Genomic DNA, 14,207 nt, shown 5'->3' with positions numbered 1-14,207 from the left:
TACGATCCTGCAGGTGTTTCACAAAAACACCGCAGGAGGTAAAAGGATGGTCAAAACCTACGCCTACGGCTTTCCGAAACTCGGAAAGCAGAGAGAGTTTAAGCGCCTGATTGAAGGGTTCTGGGCGCAAAAAGTTACTGAGGAGGAGCTCCGAGAAGGCATCAAGGAGCTCGGGCAAAAGAGGGAAGAAACCTACAGGAAGTACGTAGACGCCTTCCCCCAAGGAGAAATGACCCTCTACGACCCGATGCTTGACACAGCACTCCTTTTCGGCGTCTACAAGGCCAACTCCTTAGAGGAGTACTTTGAGCTGTGCAGGGGCAAGAACGCCCTTGAGATGACAAAGTGGTTTAACACAAACTACCACTACTTAGTTCCAGACTTTGAAGGTAGAGAGCCTGCCTTTAAGGTTTGTGAACCTGTCTGGAACAGACACGAAGGAGCTACAGAGAACGTCCACATCATTGCTCCCTTTACTTTCCTAAAGCTCTCCAAGGGACTCCCCGAAGGAAGCTTTGAAGGAGCTCTTAAAGAGCTCACAAAAGCCCTCGTTGATTACGTCAACAGCAAAGGCTTTAAGTCAGTTCACCTTGAAGACCCTGCCCTTGTTATGGAGCTCTCAGAAGAGGAGTGGAAGGCTCTCGTTGAGGCCTACAGCCTCTTAAGCGAAGTAAAGGGAGAAGTTAACCTTTTCACCTACTACGACAGCGTAGACAGGCTGGAGCTCCTCTTTGAGCTTCCGGTAAACGGAATCGGCGTTGACCTTGTACACGACAGGGGAGAGAACTTAGAACAGCTAAAGAAAATAGACCCACGTGGAAAGAAGCTCTTTGCCGGAGTTGTTGACGGAAGGAACGTCTGGAGGAACGACCTCTTTAAGACGGCTGAGGTTTTAAGGGAGCTCTCCGAGAAATTTGACGTTGTCATCACAAACGCAGCTCCTCTCTTCCACTTGCCCGTAAGCCTTGAAGGCGCTACACTGCCTAAGGAGCTCTTACAGAAGGTAGCCTTTGCCGAGGAGAAGCTAAAGGAAATCAAGCTCCTTGCCGAAATCCTTGAAGGAAAAGAGGAAGAGGCAAGGGAGTGGGTTAAGGGCATAAACAACAAATTCGGAGAGATTAAGGCCGTAAGGGAGAGAGTCTCTGCCCTTAAAGAGGAAGACTTCGTAAGGAAGCCAAGCTACAAAGAGAGGGTTAAAAAGCAGCAAGAAGTTCTTAACCTCCCTCTCTTCCCGACAACGACAATCGGCTCATTCCCACAGACAGAAGAAGTCAGAAGGGTTAGACTCCTTTACAGGAAGGGTAAGCTTGACAAGGAGAGCTATGAAACTTTCATCAGGGGAGAGATTGCAAAGGCCATCCAGATTCAGGAGGAGCTCGGCCTTGACATCTTCGTCCACGGCGAGTTTGAAAGAACAGACATGGTTGAGTTCTTCGCCGAGAAGATGAAAGGCATAGCCACAACCGGTAACGGCTGGGTGATTTCTTACGGAACAAGGTGTTACCGTCCCCCAATTATCTACGGAGATGTTGAAAGGGACGGAGTAATGACCGTTCCAGAAATCGCCTTTGCCCAGAGCCTAACAGATAAGCCTGTTAAAGGAATGCTGACAGGGCCTGTAACGATAATTGCTTGGAGCTTTGTAAGGGAAGACATCCCAATCTCTGAAGTCGCCTACCAGATTGCCCTTGCCCTTAAAGATGAAATCAGGGATTACGAGGAAGCCGGAATCAAAATCGTCCAGATAGACGAGCCGGCAATCAGGGAGAAAGCTCCAATAAAGAAGAGAAACTGGAAGGAGTACTTTGACTGGGCTATCAAGTCCTTTAGGCTCTGCCACTCTTCCGTAAAGCCCGAAACCCAGATTCACACCCACATGTGTTACTCTGAATTTGGCGAAATCATGGAGTACATCCTTGAGATGGACTTTGACGTTATCTCCATTGAGGCATCAAGGTCTAAGGGAGATATCATAGAGGCCTTTGAGAAGGTTAACTTTGACAGGCAGATAGGCCTTGGAGTGTGGGACATTCACTCACCTTACGTTCCAAGTGCTGAGGAGATGAAGGAGATTGTGGAGAGAGCTCTAAGGGTTATCCCCAAGGAAAACTTCTGGATTAACCCAGACTGCGGTCTCAAGACAAGACGCTGGGAAGAGGTTATTCCCGCTTTAAGAAATCTCGTAAAACTTGCCGGAGAACTAAGAAAAGAAACCAATTAACTTTCCCTGCCCCCTTCTGGGGGCCTCCCTTCTCCTCAACTCACTCCTCCTGTAAAATTTCTCTTCAGGAGTAACCATCCAGAAAATCCCCGAAGGTGTCCAATGGCTCTATCTCCCTTCCTTAAGCTGGACATTCCCGTCACCTTCAAGGACCATCCGGGCGTTCAGTCAGCAGTTCTCTACACGGACATTAACCTGTGCAACCTCAACTGTTTCCAGTGCCACAACAGACACGCCTACAGTGGTAAGGAGGAAAGGTTTACCTATGAGGAGCTAAGGGAAAAGCTTTCAATGCTAAAGCTTCTTGGAGTTGAGCTTATAATCGTTTCTGGAGGTGAACCAACACTTGAGGAAAACCTTGAGGAAGGTCTAAAGCTCATAAAGGAGATTGATTTTCCCGTAAGAGTTGACACAAACGGAACAAATCCAGAAGTCGTTGAAAGATTAATTGAGAGAAAGCTGGTAGATGGTTTTGCCGTTGACGTGAAGATTCCCCTAAAAGATGAGTATACCCCTTCAGAACTCCAACGCTTTAAGAGAGTTCTATTTTCAGATGAAGGTATCCCGGATAAAGCAGTATACGAATATGCCAATAGACTAAGGATTACAATAAACACGATAAAAAAATACTCCCTGCCTTTCACCCTCTTTAGGACTGTCAACTATCCACTCCTTACGGAGGAGGATAGGCAGGCCATCTCTGAAGAGTTAAAATCTTTTCCCCACCAGTTTAACCCCTTCTACCCTGTGGAGGAGATAGATGAATAAGTACTTCAAGCTGATAGAGCTCTTCATTGATAACGACGACATCTCCCGTAACAACGCCAACTTCGTAAGGGGCATCCCCGTCCTTGAGCACGTTGTAGTTGGCGAGATAATGAAGGATTACCTCTTTGATGAGGTATACAAAGGCCTACCGGTAAGAATCCACCACGAAGAAGGCTGGTCATACCACCATCAAACGTATAGACTTTCGGCCTACTGTATTGGCTTATCGGCCAAAGACATTGCCTTTCATGGTCTTCAGAGTAACGCAAAGAACGAAAGGAAGGCTGCTCCCCCCAAAAGGCTTGAAACCCTCTTTATGCAGTGTGCAAACCTGATATGCCTTGTAGCTCAGGAAGTATCCGGTGCAACCTCTCTGAACGACCTCTCAACAGTTGCTGCAGGATACCTCTACTACTTAGAGAAAGAAGGCAGGAAGAGCTATTCAGACTACGAGCTTGAAAACCTGTGGCAGGAGTTCCTCTACAACATCAACCTACCCTTTAGGAGCGGAAACTCTCCCTTCTCAAATATCACCTTAGACTTTGGAAAACCTAACAGCCGACTTAAGTACGAGCCGGTAGTTTACGCAGGAAAACTCCTAAACATCACTTACAGCCAGATTCCATCCCACTACTTTGACAGGATAAACATCGCTTTCATAAAGGCAATGAGAAAAGGGGACGCAGACGGAAACCCCTTCACCTTCCCCCTCATAACCGTAAACATTACAGAAGACTTTGACAGAAACAACCCAGCTTGGAAACTCCTCCTCAAAGAGAGTGAGTACTTTGGAGGTTTTTACGTCCAGAACTACCTGAGAGAACCCTTTGAAAAACCGTCTATTTACAAGCAGAAAAACCCCTACATAAAGCCCTTTGACGAAGGAATGATTTATTCCAACTGCTGTCTCGTTCCAGAAACAGAGTTGTTTGTTTACACCAAAGGAAAAGAACACCCAGAGTGGATAACCTTACAGGAAATTAAGGAAAGGTTCACAAAGAAGGTTATCGCTGAGGGGAGCTCCGAAAAGTGGTGGGAAGTAGAAGACATTTTCGTTCCCTCCCTGAATCCGAAAACAGGTAAGCTGGAAAAGAAAAGAGTAACTAAGCTCTTAGAAATTCGCTCAAAGAGGGAAGTAAGAATCAGGTTCAGGAACGGCTTTGAAATTGTCTGTGACCCAACCCACAGAGTAGCTGTATTCTCACCTGAAGAGAACAGAATAACGTGGAAACCTGCCTGTGAAGTTAAGCCCGGGGATTTTGGACTTACCGTTAAGAAGCCGTTGTTTGAAGCCAACTCTTACGCCAAACTGTCCGACGGAACTGAGCTAAATGAAGAACTTGCGTGGTTCTTTGGATACTTTTACGCAGAGGGCTGTTTCATCAAAGACCACTACAACAGGGAGAAGTTTAACGGCGTTGTGCTTACAGCCAACATAAGCGAAAGGGAAAAACTTGAAAGGGCGAAGGAGATAGCTCTTCAATACTTTGGTGACCTCATCTCTTCAGCAAAGTTTTACGTTAAGAGGTGGAAAGGAAGAGAGAGCTCCATTCAGCTCTGGATATACGGAAGACGCCTTGCAGAGTTTCTCCTTGAAAACGGAATCGTCAAGTACAGCAAGCTACCCCCTGCTTTAAAGAGATCCCCAAAGTCCGTTGTAGAAGCCTTCTTAAACGGATTCATAGACGGAGACGGTTACAGGAGAGGCGACCACGTAGAAATTCATATAAACGATGAGCCTTTAATAAAGGAGCTCTCCTCCCTCCTCTGGGTTCACGGAATCAGACACACTCTAAGGATAAGAAAAGACTCACAGACACTAAAGATTTCAAAACCTACCAAGTCTTCCTGCTACTCACTCGTCCCGACTACCTTCATTGAAGAAAAGGCTGTAGTTACTGCCTCCGGTAACAGGAGCTACATTAAAACTCCAACGGTTTCTTGGGACTTCGTTAAAAAGTACGGACTGACAAATGAAAGGCTTGAAGACTACGAAAGCTGGGACGTTGAAATCGTTAAGGTTGAATCTGTTGAGGAGAAAGCTTTAGAAGAACCTAAGCCCTTCCTTGACATAGAAGTTGAAGATAACGAGACATTTGTCCTTGCAAACGGAATCGTTAGCTTTAACTGCCGTATGCTGTTCAACATCTCACAGGTTGAAGCAGTTACAGGCTCAAACCCCTTCCACTCAGGAAGTGGTGTTGGAGGAATCGGGGTATACGCTATCAATATGAACAGACTCCTATTCCTTGCAAAAGATGACTTTGAGTTCTTAAAGAGTATGATTGACTACCTAATGGACGTTGGAGCGAAAGCTCTCCAAAGAAAGAGGGAGTGGCTAAAGAAACACTGGAACGACCTATTCCCTTACCTCTCCTTCTACCAGAAGGATGATAAATCCCTCTTCAACATCTTCTCGGTAGTTGGCGTCCACGAAGGAATGATAAATGCAGGTTTTAAGGACGGCCTCTTTAATGACGAAGCAAAGGAGTACGCCCACCAGATTGCTCAGTACCTCTACAAGAAACTTCAGGAGTTTATGGAAAGAGATAAAGTTCTCTACTCCCTTGAGTACGCACCCAGCGAAAACGCTGCCTGCAAGATGGCTGAGAAGGACCTTCAGTTCGCAAAAGCGTTGGCTGACGTCCTAAACGGAGAGAGGGACTACAAGCTTTCAAGGGACCCCTACTTAAACCTCTTCATAAAAGAGGCCATCGTTAAATTCGGAGATAAAATTTTTGACCTTGTGGAGGTTGGAAATGGAGAGCGTTAAAAGTGCAAAGAAGGTGAAACCAAAGATGTACGTTAACGGTGACCCTGTATCCGGAAGGGTTTTCTTAACTTCCGGTTTTCAAGCTCCATTTCAGGAAGGAGACCTCCTAAAGCAGATAGACGTTAACTCCCACTTCCAGTCCTACGCCACAGGCGGTAGCATTATGCACCTCTTTACTGCCGAGGAGATGAAGCCTGAGGAGCAGGAAAGGCTCATCTTCAACATAATTAAGAACTTCCCCATCCAGTACCTTACAAAAACGCCCTTCTTAACGACGTGCAACGGATGCGGCCACAAGATGGTCGGCAGGAAGACGGCCTGTGAAAAGTGTGGCTCAGAGGACGTAACCTTATGGTCAAGGCCGATAGGTTACTTTAGACCCGTCATGAGGGGGAAAATTTCTAAGGACTTTAAGAAGGCCAAATACCTCTTCTGGCTCTCCGGCAGGATAGAGGACTTTGCCACGAGGAAAGAAGTAACGAGGAAGGATATAGAGGAAATCGTAAACGAGCTTTCATCCATTACATAACGATTGATGTTAAAATTTCCCAACAAATACTCATAGTGGAGAAATGGATGGGGAGATTTTTTCTCCTTTTTCTCCTCTTTTTTTCTACCCTTAACGCTCAGGCCCTCACCCTTGAGGAGTTGATTTTTAGACTTCACGAGCTGAAACCGGAAGAAATTGCAAGGGAAATAGAGAAACTCCCTCAGGAAGAGAAGATAAAGCTCCAGCTTCTCTTCCTGAGCTACACCGGCAAGAACAGGGAGGCAGAGAAACTACTAAAGGAGCTCTACCCCAAGAAGCTAATCACAAACGTTCTTGAATTACCAGAAACTTCCGCTGCAATAGTCGTGGATAAGACGAGGGAAATCCTGTACGTTGTGAAAATGGAGAAGGGCGTTCCCAAAATTATAAGGAGGTTTCCCTGCATAACGGGAAAACGCCCCGGGGATAAGCTTGAGGAGGGAGACCTCAGGACTCCAGAAGGAATATACTTCCCCCTCTACTGGAAAACCGGACTTCCACCAATGTACGGCATAGGGGCTTATCCCCTAAACTACCCCAACTTACTTGACAGAAAAGTTTTAAGACGCAACGGCCACGGTATCTGGATTCACGGAACGAACAACCCCAACCGTCCTCCCCACAGCACTAACGGCTGTATAGTCCTCAAGAACGAGTACTTGGAGGAGCTTCGCAAAATCATCAATCCAAAAGTTACTCCAGTAGTTATAGTTTCCAACCTTTCTTTTGCTGACAGGGACGAGTATCTAAAAGAGAAACAGTCCATCCTTGACTTCCTCCTAAGGTGGAAAAAGGCGTGGGAAAACACCCCACAGGACATTTCTGAATACCTAAGTCTTTACTCAAAGAACTTCGTCTGGAAAAAGGGCGGTTACAAGGAGTGGGTAAGGTACAAGACTCGCATAACCAGATACAAAAAATGGATAAGGATAAAGCTTTCAGACATAACGGCTACAAAAGATGGAAGACTTTTACAATTTGGTAATATTTATGTAGTTAGCTTTAGGCTTGACTACAGGTCAAACAACTTCTCCTCCAAGGGAAGGAAGCTTCTATACATTGTAAAAGAGGGCCAGCAGTGGAAAATATTGGGAGAAGAGAATTTATAGCTGGAGCTCTCGCCCTTTTACTCCCAGCAATACCGGATAGGGCAGAGGCCGCTAAAGGTAGGGGAGTCAGGGTAAAGCTTCCGGAGTTTCCCTTTCAGAGCACAGTAATCACCGGAAAGAAAAAGGGAAAGAGGATACTCATTGTAGGTGGTATCCACGGGAACGAACCGGGAGCTTACAAGGCGGCAGACATTTTAAGGAACGTTGAAGTAGAAAAGGGAGAGCTGATAATCGCCCCAAGGAGCAACTTCCTCTCCGTCCTTGCTAACGTCAGGGGCTACAACGGTGATATGAACAGGAAGTTCGCCCAAATTTCCCCCAAAGACCCAGACTACCCTTACGTTAAGAGGCTAAAAGAGCTAATCAAGGAGTTTAAACCGGACGTTGTTCTCTCCCTCCACGACGGTTACGGCTTTCACGTTTTAAACAAGCGCTTTTGGGGACAGTGTATAGTCATTGATGAAGATGTTTACAACGGCTATCCCTTGGGAAAGATTGCCAGAGAGGTTTCTAACGCAGTAAACAAAAGGGTTCAAAAGAGAAGGTGGAAAGTTCCAGTATTTAACACGAGAACCTTCTCCCCCGATACAGAACACCCGGAGCAGAGGAGGTCCCTAACGTACTACTGCCTGTCAAAGTGCAACGTTCCGGCCTTCTGCCTTGAAGCGTCTAAACAGCTACCCGACCTTGAGACAAAGGTGAAGTTCCACCTCCTCATGATGAAGGAGTTCTTCAGGCTCTACGGCGTGAAGATTAAGCCGGACTTTGACACGTTACTCTCTAAAACGAAGGAGCTCCTTGACTCAAAGAGGCTGTACACCGCAAGGATAAGAATCAACGGGAGGGAGTTAGAGATATCCTCCAGTAAAACCTTCAAAGTTCCAAAGGGAAGCACCTTTGAGTTCGTCGCCTTTCACGGAAGCGAAGGAACGAACGTGATATCAAGAGACGTGAATATGAACTGGAGGAGCTTCACAGTCAGAAGGCGCATATCCTTTGAGGTAAAGGACGACTTCAAGAAGGTCTTTAAAGTGAGGTTGCTCGTAACCTGAGCCTCTCGTCGGTTGTTTACAAACTCTGAAAAATACGCTATATTTAACCTATGAGTTAAAGCCATGTTGAACTTTGAAGAGCTTGAGTTCAAGAAGGGTAACTACTGCATCTTTATTCTGCCGGAGGTAGAAAAGCAGATAAGAGATCTGAGGGACGCAAACAGCCGTGTCAAGATTTTGAGATGGCTGGACATCCTTTCAGAGAGGATACCGAACAACCCCGAGCAGTGGAAGAAGCTCAAAGGGGAAAGTTGTCAAAACGTTTTTGAGTTAAAGCCCAAACCCTATCGGTTGGGATGCTTAGTAGTAGATAGGTTTATACTGGTGGTTCACATGTGGAGGGTCCAAAAGGACAGGAGCAGAAGGAAGTCCAAAGAGGTGGAAAAAGCCTGCTTAAAAGCCGAGGAGGTGAGAGATGAGTTTGAGAGATTTGTTAGAAGAGTACAGGTACTCCGAAGAGTTCATCTATGAAGGTTTACGCTTAGACCTTTCTTACTGGCTGAAGAGGTTGATGGAAGAGAGAGGAGTTACAAAGAAGGAACTCGCCGAGCGGATGGGTGTATCTCCTGCCTACGTAACCAAGATTTTCAGCGGGAGTAACATTTCGTTAAGGACAGTGGCAAAAGTTCTTGCGGCACTTAAGGTTGATGCCAAACTCTTTCTGGAGGAGAGAAAGGAAAGGGAGCTTAAGCTCTTGAAGTTTAAGACCAAGCTCAACGGAGTAAACGATGAAAGCGATGCTATCGCCATTGCAAGTTAAGGATGTAAGATTTAAAAAGCTCAAGCTTGAGGAGAACCCTCAAGGCATCAAGAAGGACATACTTGATATTGACTTTGAGATTGGAGTTGCAGAAAATGGCTGGTACGCCATTCTTTTTAAGCTCAAGTACAACCTCAGGGCCAAAAATCCTCTTATAAAAGCGGATTTAGAAGTCGTAGTGTTCTTTGAAATAGACAAGGGAGTTCCTGAAGACAAAAAGGAAAAGTTGCTCTTAATCAATGGTCTGGTAATTACGTACGGCCTCATTAGGGGGGTCATCTATCAGATGTGTTCGGTTATTCCCCCTTCACAACGGATTCTTCCTTCTGTTAACTTTCTTCCTTTGATAAAGGAGAAGTTGAAAAAGGAGGATGAATAATTAAAAACTGCCTCTTAAAGTTTACTCCTGCGAGCTCAAGGGAAACTTTTCTGAGCTTGTACTCTGGGAGCTCCCCCTTAAACTCCTCCTTTCCCCTGTAGATGCAGAGGAGAGCTCCACGCTTCAAGAGGTGCTCCGTCATCTTCACGGCGTTCTTTGGATCTTTCACAGCCCTCATGAGGAGCATATCGTAGTCTCCCTCGTGCTCCTCTATGCGACAGCAGGAAACCTTTACGTTTGAAAGCCGGAGCTCCCTCCTTAACTGTTCCAAGAAGACACACTTTTTGTGACGGGACTCAACGAGGGTGAAGGTGGAGTTTTTAAGGACTATAGCCAAGGGAACGCCGGGGAAACCTGCCCCAGAACCAACGTCGCAAAAAGATTTACCTTCCGGGTTAAAGCCATAAACCTCAAAGGCCTTAAGTCCCAAGAGGGAATCAAAGAAGTGCTTTTCCTCTATTTCTCTATCGTTGAGGATGGAGGTGAGATTTATCTTCCTTCCCCACTTTTTTAAGAGCTCCTTATACCTCTCAAACTTTTCAAGGTGCTCATCTTTTAGCTCTATCCCGTTTAGGAAGCAGAGCTCTTTTAACCTCTCAAGAGCCATTCTTTCTCCTTTTCCACTTCTCTATGTAGATGGCCAAGATGGGAATTGAAGCAGGCCTTATACCCTCAAGTCTTGCAGCCTGCCCAAGTGTTAAAGGTCTCATCTCCTTCAGTTTTTGCCTTTCCTCTGTTGAGATTGGGACTGTATCGTAGTCAAAATCTTCAGGAATTTTTACGTTCTCAAGTTTCCTGAACTTCTTTACCTCTTCAAGCTGACGCTTTATGTACCCCTCGTACTTTACCTCTATCTCCACTTCCTCTAATACTTCCTTAAGTAACCTCTCATCATCCAGCTGAAGTTCGGGTAGGAGCTCCAGCAACTTATCAAGGGGCACTTCAGGTCTTCTCAGAATCTCATAGGCGCTCTTTGTTTCCTTTAAAGGCGTTGAACCACAAGCTTCCAGAATGGAATTTACATGCTGGGGCTTTAGCTTTACCTCCTTGAGCTTCTCAATAAAGACTTTAACAGTCTCATACTTCTTCTTTACCCTCTCGTACTGCTCCCTCGTTAAAAGGCCGAACTTGTAGCCGTACTTTGCAAGTCTATAGTCGGCGTTATCGTAACGGAGGAGCAGTCTATACTCGGCTCTTGATGTGAAGAGGCGGTAGGGCTCTCTAACTCCCCTATTAACGAGGTCGTCTATCATAACACCTATATAGGCCTCGTCCCTTCCAAGGACGAACCTCTCATCCTTTCCAAGGGCGTAGAGGGCAGCGTTTATTCCTGCAACAATTCCCTGACCGGCTGCCTCCTCATAACCGGTTGTTCCGTTTATCTGACCGGCGTTGAAAAGTCCTTTAATTATCTTTGTCTCTAATGTCGGATAAAGGTGCGTAGGATCAACAAAGTCGTACTCAATGGCGTATGCAGGGCGAATAATCTTGGCGTTTTCTAAGCCGGGAATGGAGTGGATTATCTTCTCCTGAACGTCGTAGGGAAGGCTTGTAGACGTTCCGTTGGGGTAGAACTCAACGGTATTCCTTCCCTCGGGCTCTACAAAGACGTGGTGTCTCTCCTTTTCTGGAAACTTAACGATTTTGTCCTCAATTGATGGACAGTACCTAACACCAACGCCGCTTATGAGCTTACACTCCCCGTACATTGGGGAGCGGTGGAGGTTCTCCCTGATTATTCTGTGGGTTTCAGGGGTAGTGTATGTAAGCCAGCAGGGTATCTGCTCTATTTCCCTCGGTTCTGTCCAGTGGGAAAAGAAGGGAGGGGGCTCATCTCCGTCCTGTCTCTCCATCTTTGAAAAGTCTATGGTCGTTCCGTCAATCCTTACGGGAGTTCCCGTCTTTAACCTCCCTACCCTAAAACCGTGGCGGACGTAAAACTCTGTAAGTTTATTTGCTGCGGGCTCCCACATTCGCCCGCCCTCAAACTCGTTAAAGCCGATGAATATCTTTCCCCTTAAGAACGTTCCCGTTGTAACTACAACAGCCTTAGCACCGTACCTTGCCCCTATGTGGGTAACAACTCCCTTTACTCTGCCATCCTCAACGATGATGTCGTCAACTATCTGCTGTATAACGTCAAGGTTAGGCGTGTTTTCTATGACTTTTCTCATCCTTTCTCTGTAGGCGTGCTTGTCAGCCTGTGCCCTCGGAGACCTTACTGCAGGACCTTTACGCCTGTTTAGAATTCTGAACTGAATTCCCGTCTCATCTATGTTCTTTGCCATTTCCCCGCCAAGGGCGTCTATTTCTCTAACTACCGTTCCCTTGGCAACACCCCCTATGGCGGGATTACAGGACATTTCGGCAATCCTGTCCACGTTGATTGTGAAAAGCGCCGTCCTACAGCCCATTCTTGCAGCAGCTAAGGCAGCTTCACAACCTGCGTGACCTGCCCCAACGACTATAACGTCATAAACTGCATCCCACATTCACTACCCCTGAAAGACAACCCTGACTTTCATACCTCTCTTTGCCTGCAGGAGCTGAGCAGCACTTGCCATGTAGGCGACTATCTGGAAGTAGCCTTCCGGGTTCACAGAGAGGAAGAGCTCTCCCTTTTGAACTCCAGCAAAGGAACTCTTCACCTTCTGTATCCTCTTTCCGGCCACTTCGGCGTAGAGTGGCTCTTTACCGTTATACTCCAAGTTAAGGACGATGTTACCGAAGTGGTCTATGTCTAAGATAATCGTTTCAACCACTCCCGGAGAAACCTCTGTAGGCTGTGGTAGCCTGAAGCGTTTAAGCTTTGACATTTCCAGCTCTTCGCCGAAGTGACGGGCTGAGCCAAGGCGTGAGAGCTCCGCCGCAATAGGAGCAAGCTGATTTCTACCCCTGAAGTTCCCCTCTCCACTGATGAAGTAGTGGTCTGCGTTTATTCGGTAAACTTTCTCTGGGGGCTCTTCCTCAAACATTAAACTTCCAACTCCGTTATTCGGACAGACGACAAAGAACCTCTCCGTTGTTACGATTATCGGCTCTGCCGTCGGGTCTGGGTCAACAAGGACCAAAAATACAGTTCCTCTTGGAAAGTATTTGTAGGACCACTTGAGCTTGACGGCCGCGTCAACCAAGTCAAAAGGTCTAACGTTGTGGGTAATGTCAACGATTTGAACGTCTGGGGATATTAGCTTTATAGCGCCGTGAAGAGTCCCAACGTAGTGGTCTTTTAGACCGTAGTCCGAGATTATTGCTACTAAGCCTTCCATCCCATCTCCCCATCACAGGTTTCGGTTAACCTCTGTAGTTCTAATTCTACCTTTTTAACAAGCTCTTCTTCCTCATACCCTTGAGGATATATCGGCTTTCCAAGGATCACTTTGCACCGGGAAAAAGGATAGGGAATCAAAAATCTATCCCAAGAGTTAAGCTTTTTTCCACGGCTACAGGAAAAGGTCAAAGGGTAGATGGGCACTCCGGTCTTTATTGAAAGACGAGCTACTCCCGGCTTTACCACTTCCCTTGGACCTCTTGGACCATCAGGAGTTATTGCCACAGACATACCAGACTTTAAAAGTCTAACCATTTCAAGGAAAGCCCTATCCCCTCCTTTTCCTTTACCAGTAGAGCCCCTAACTGTTGAAAAACCTAAAGCCTCTACTAAACGAGTAGCAAACTCCCCATCCCTGTGACGGCTTATGAGAATAGAAACTTGCGAGGCGTAACTCCTGAAAACAAAAGGTAGTAGAAACATCCTTCCGTGCCAAAAGGCAATAATAGAGGGAAAAGTGGGCTCTGCGAGAAACTCAACCTCTACCTTTAAGGTCTTAACCCATGCCCTCAAAAGGAGGGATGCAACGTATGGCTTACTTAACCTCAAAGTTCACCTTTACTCTTACTCTATCAAGGTTTATAGAGGGAGGAATAGGGTCAAAAGGCTCAGAGGAATAAATAGCAGAAATCGCCGAGCGGTTAAAGGCCATATCCGGAGAAAAACGTTCAACGTTAATCTCGTCAAGCTTCCCATTTCTGTTAATTGTCACGTAGATAACTACTCTCCTATTTTCCTGCGACAAGCTTTTACCAAAGTAAGGATTCTTCCAGTTGGACATTATCTTATCCCTTACTTTCAAGAGGTAAGGAACTATCTTCCGGGCACTAACGGCCGGTAGCTTTTTACTGTACTTACCGTCAGGCACGTTAATTGACCATGAAAGCGTAAGCTGACCATTTCCTCTCCTAACGCTTAAAGCTCTTTCGCCAGAAGGGAAAGCTCTTTTACCCTCCCTTTCAGAGGAACGAAACCTTCCAGCTCTTGAAGCCTCTCTACCAGCCTCTCCTACTTTCCTTAGCTTTCTGGAGTTCCTTCCTGAAGGGAGGAACGTAGCTGCTCTGTTTGAGGAGCTCTCCCTATCCCCTTTTATAGACCTTACCCCCACAAGTGAAGAGTCAACTACCGTATCAAAGGAAATGGGAAGGACATCTGCTATCTGGTAGGTCCTAACGGAAAAAGCCTTAGAAAAAAAGGGCATAGAAAAAACCAACGCGTGCAAAAGTACAGATACAGAAAAGGCTAAAAGGTCAGTCTTTATTTCTTTTTCCATTCAGAATTCCGT

The 14,207-nt window shown here is 46.2% G+C and carries 14 protein-coding genes; 9 read left to right on the top strand and 5 right to left on the bottom strand.

The window, feature by feature from the left end; all coding sequences use genetic code 11:
• Window positions 1-46: 46 nt before the first annotated feature.
• The 9 genes from metE to CLV27_RS03125 all read left to right on the top strand — a co-directional run bounded on the left by metE (window position 47) and on the right by CLV27_RS03125 (window position 9,591).
• Window positions 47-2,221, top strand: coding sequence for a 5-methyltetrahydropteroyltriglutamate--homocysteine S-methyltransferase (gene metE, locus CLV27_RS03165; protein WP_132525743.1), 2,175 nt, complete (start codon window positions 47-49; stop codon window positions 2,219-2,221).
• Window positions 2,222-2,323: 102 nt separating this feature from the next.
• Window positions 2,324-2,989, top strand: coding sequence for a radical SAM protein (locus CLV27_RS03160; RefSeq protein ID WP_132525741.1), 666 nt, complete (start codon window positions 2,324-2,326; stop codon window positions 2,987-2,989).
• Complete coding sequence (gene nrdD, locus CLV27_RS03155) at window positions 2,982-5,762, top strand: anaerobic ribonucleoside-triphosphate reductase (RefSeq protein WP_132525739.1); 2,781 nt, start codon at window positions 2,982-2,984, stop codon at window positions 5,760-5,762. The genes CLV27_RS03160 and nrdD (CLV27_RS03155) overlap by 8 nt, the downstream gene beginning before the upstream one ends.
• Entirely contained in the window at window positions 5,749-6,291 is a 543-nt protein-coding gene (gene nrdD / locus CLV27_RS03150) for an anaerobic ribonucleoside-triphosphate reductase (protein ID WP_132525737.1), read from the top strand. Before nrdD (CLV27_RS03155) ends, nrdD (CLV27_RS03150) begins: the two co-directional genes overlap by 14 nt.
• Window positions 6,292-6,338: 47 nt before the next feature.
• Window positions 6,339-7,400 (top strand): L,D-transpeptidase family protein, encoded by a 1,062-nt coding sequence (locus CLV27_RS03145; RefSeq protein WP_132525735.1) that lies wholly within the window; start codon window positions 6,339-6,341, stop codon window positions 7,398-7,400.
• A complete protein-coding gene (locus CLV27_RS03140) occupies window positions 7,370-8,452 on the top strand; it encodes a M14/M99 family metallopeptidase (RefSeq protein WP_132525733.1) in 1,083 nt (360 codons plus the stop codon). The genes CLV27_RS03145 and CLV27_RS03140 overlap by 31 nt, the downstream gene beginning before the upstream one ends.
• A 63-nt stretch (window positions 8,453-8,515) precedes the next feature.
• Window positions 8,516-8,923: a hypothetical protein gene (locus tag CLV27_RS03135; RefSeq protein ID WP_132525731.1), complete on the top strand. Its 408-nt coding sequence runs from the start codon at window positions 8,516-8,518 to the stop codon at window positions 8,921-8,923.
• Window positions 8,868-9,212, top strand: coding sequence for a helix-turn-helix domain-containing protein (locus CLV27_RS03130; protein ID WP_132525729.1), 345 nt, complete (start codon window positions 8,868-8,870; stop codon window positions 9,210-9,212). Before CLV27_RS03135 ends, CLV27_RS03130 begins: the two co-directional genes overlap by 56 nt.
• Window positions 9,181-9,591 carry a hypothetical protein gene (locus CLV27_RS03125; protein ID WP_132525727.1) on the top strand — a complete coding sequence of 137 codons (411 nt, stop codon included), beginning with the start codon at window positions 9,181-9,183 and terminating at the stop codon, window positions 9,589-9,591. Before CLV27_RS03130 ends, CLV27_RS03125 begins: the two co-directional genes overlap by 32 nt.
• Here the strand turns inward: CLV27_RS03125 and rsmG are convergent.
• From rsmG to CLV27_RS03100, 5 genes are read right to left on the bottom strand one after another with little or no spacing between them, the layout of a single operon-like run.
• Window positions 9,542-10,198: a 16S rRNA (guanine(527)-N(7))-methyltransferase RsmG gene (rsmG, locus tag CLV27_RS03120; RefSeq protein WP_132525725.1), complete on the bottom strand. Its 657-nt coding sequence runs from the start codon at window positions 10,196-10,198 to the stop codon at window positions 9,542-9,544. The two genes, CLV27_RS03125 and rsmG, sit on opposite strands and share 50 nt — an antisense overlap.
• Window positions 10,188-12,083, bottom strand: coding sequence for a tRNA uridine-5-carboxymethylaminomethyl(34) synthesis enzyme MnmG (gene mnmG, locus CLV27_RS03115; protein WP_132525723.1), 1,896 nt, complete (start codon window positions 12,081-12,083; stop codon window positions 10,188-10,190). The genes rsmG and mnmG overlap by 11 nt, the downstream gene beginning before the upstream one ends.
• A gap of 3 nt (window positions 12,084-12,086) precedes the next feature.
• Window positions 12,087-12,860, bottom strand: coding sequence for an SAM hydrolase/SAM-dependent halogenase family protein (locus CLV27_RS03110; protein ID WP_132525721.1), 774 nt, complete (start codon window positions 12,858-12,860; stop codon window positions 12,087-12,089).
• Window positions 12,848-13,471 carry a lysophospholipid acyltransferase family protein gene (locus CLV27_RS03105; protein ID WP_132525719.1) on the bottom strand — a complete coding sequence of 208 codons (624 nt, stop codon included), beginning with the start codon at window positions 13,469-13,471 and terminating at the stop codon, window positions 12,848-12,850. Before CLV27_RS03105 ends, CLV27_RS03110 begins: the two co-directional genes overlap by 13 nt.
• Complete coding sequence (locus CLV27_RS03100) at window positions 13,458-14,195, bottom strand: energy transducer TonB (protein ID WP_132525717.1); 738 nt, start codon at window positions 14,193-14,195, stop codon at window positions 13,458-13,460. The genes CLV27_RS03105 and CLV27_RS03100 overlap by 14 nt, the downstream gene beginning before the upstream one ends.
• Window positions 14,196-14,207: the final 12 nt, after the last annotated feature.

It is taken from the genome of Phorcysia thermohydrogeniphila, assembly GCF_004339575.1.
GTDB lineage: Bacteria > Aquificota > Aquificia > Desulfurobacteriales > Desulfurobacteriaceae > Phorcysia > Phorcysia thermohydrogeniphila.
Note: the sequence above shows the minus strand (reverse complement) of the source record. Positions and strands in the feature narration are given on the sequence as shown.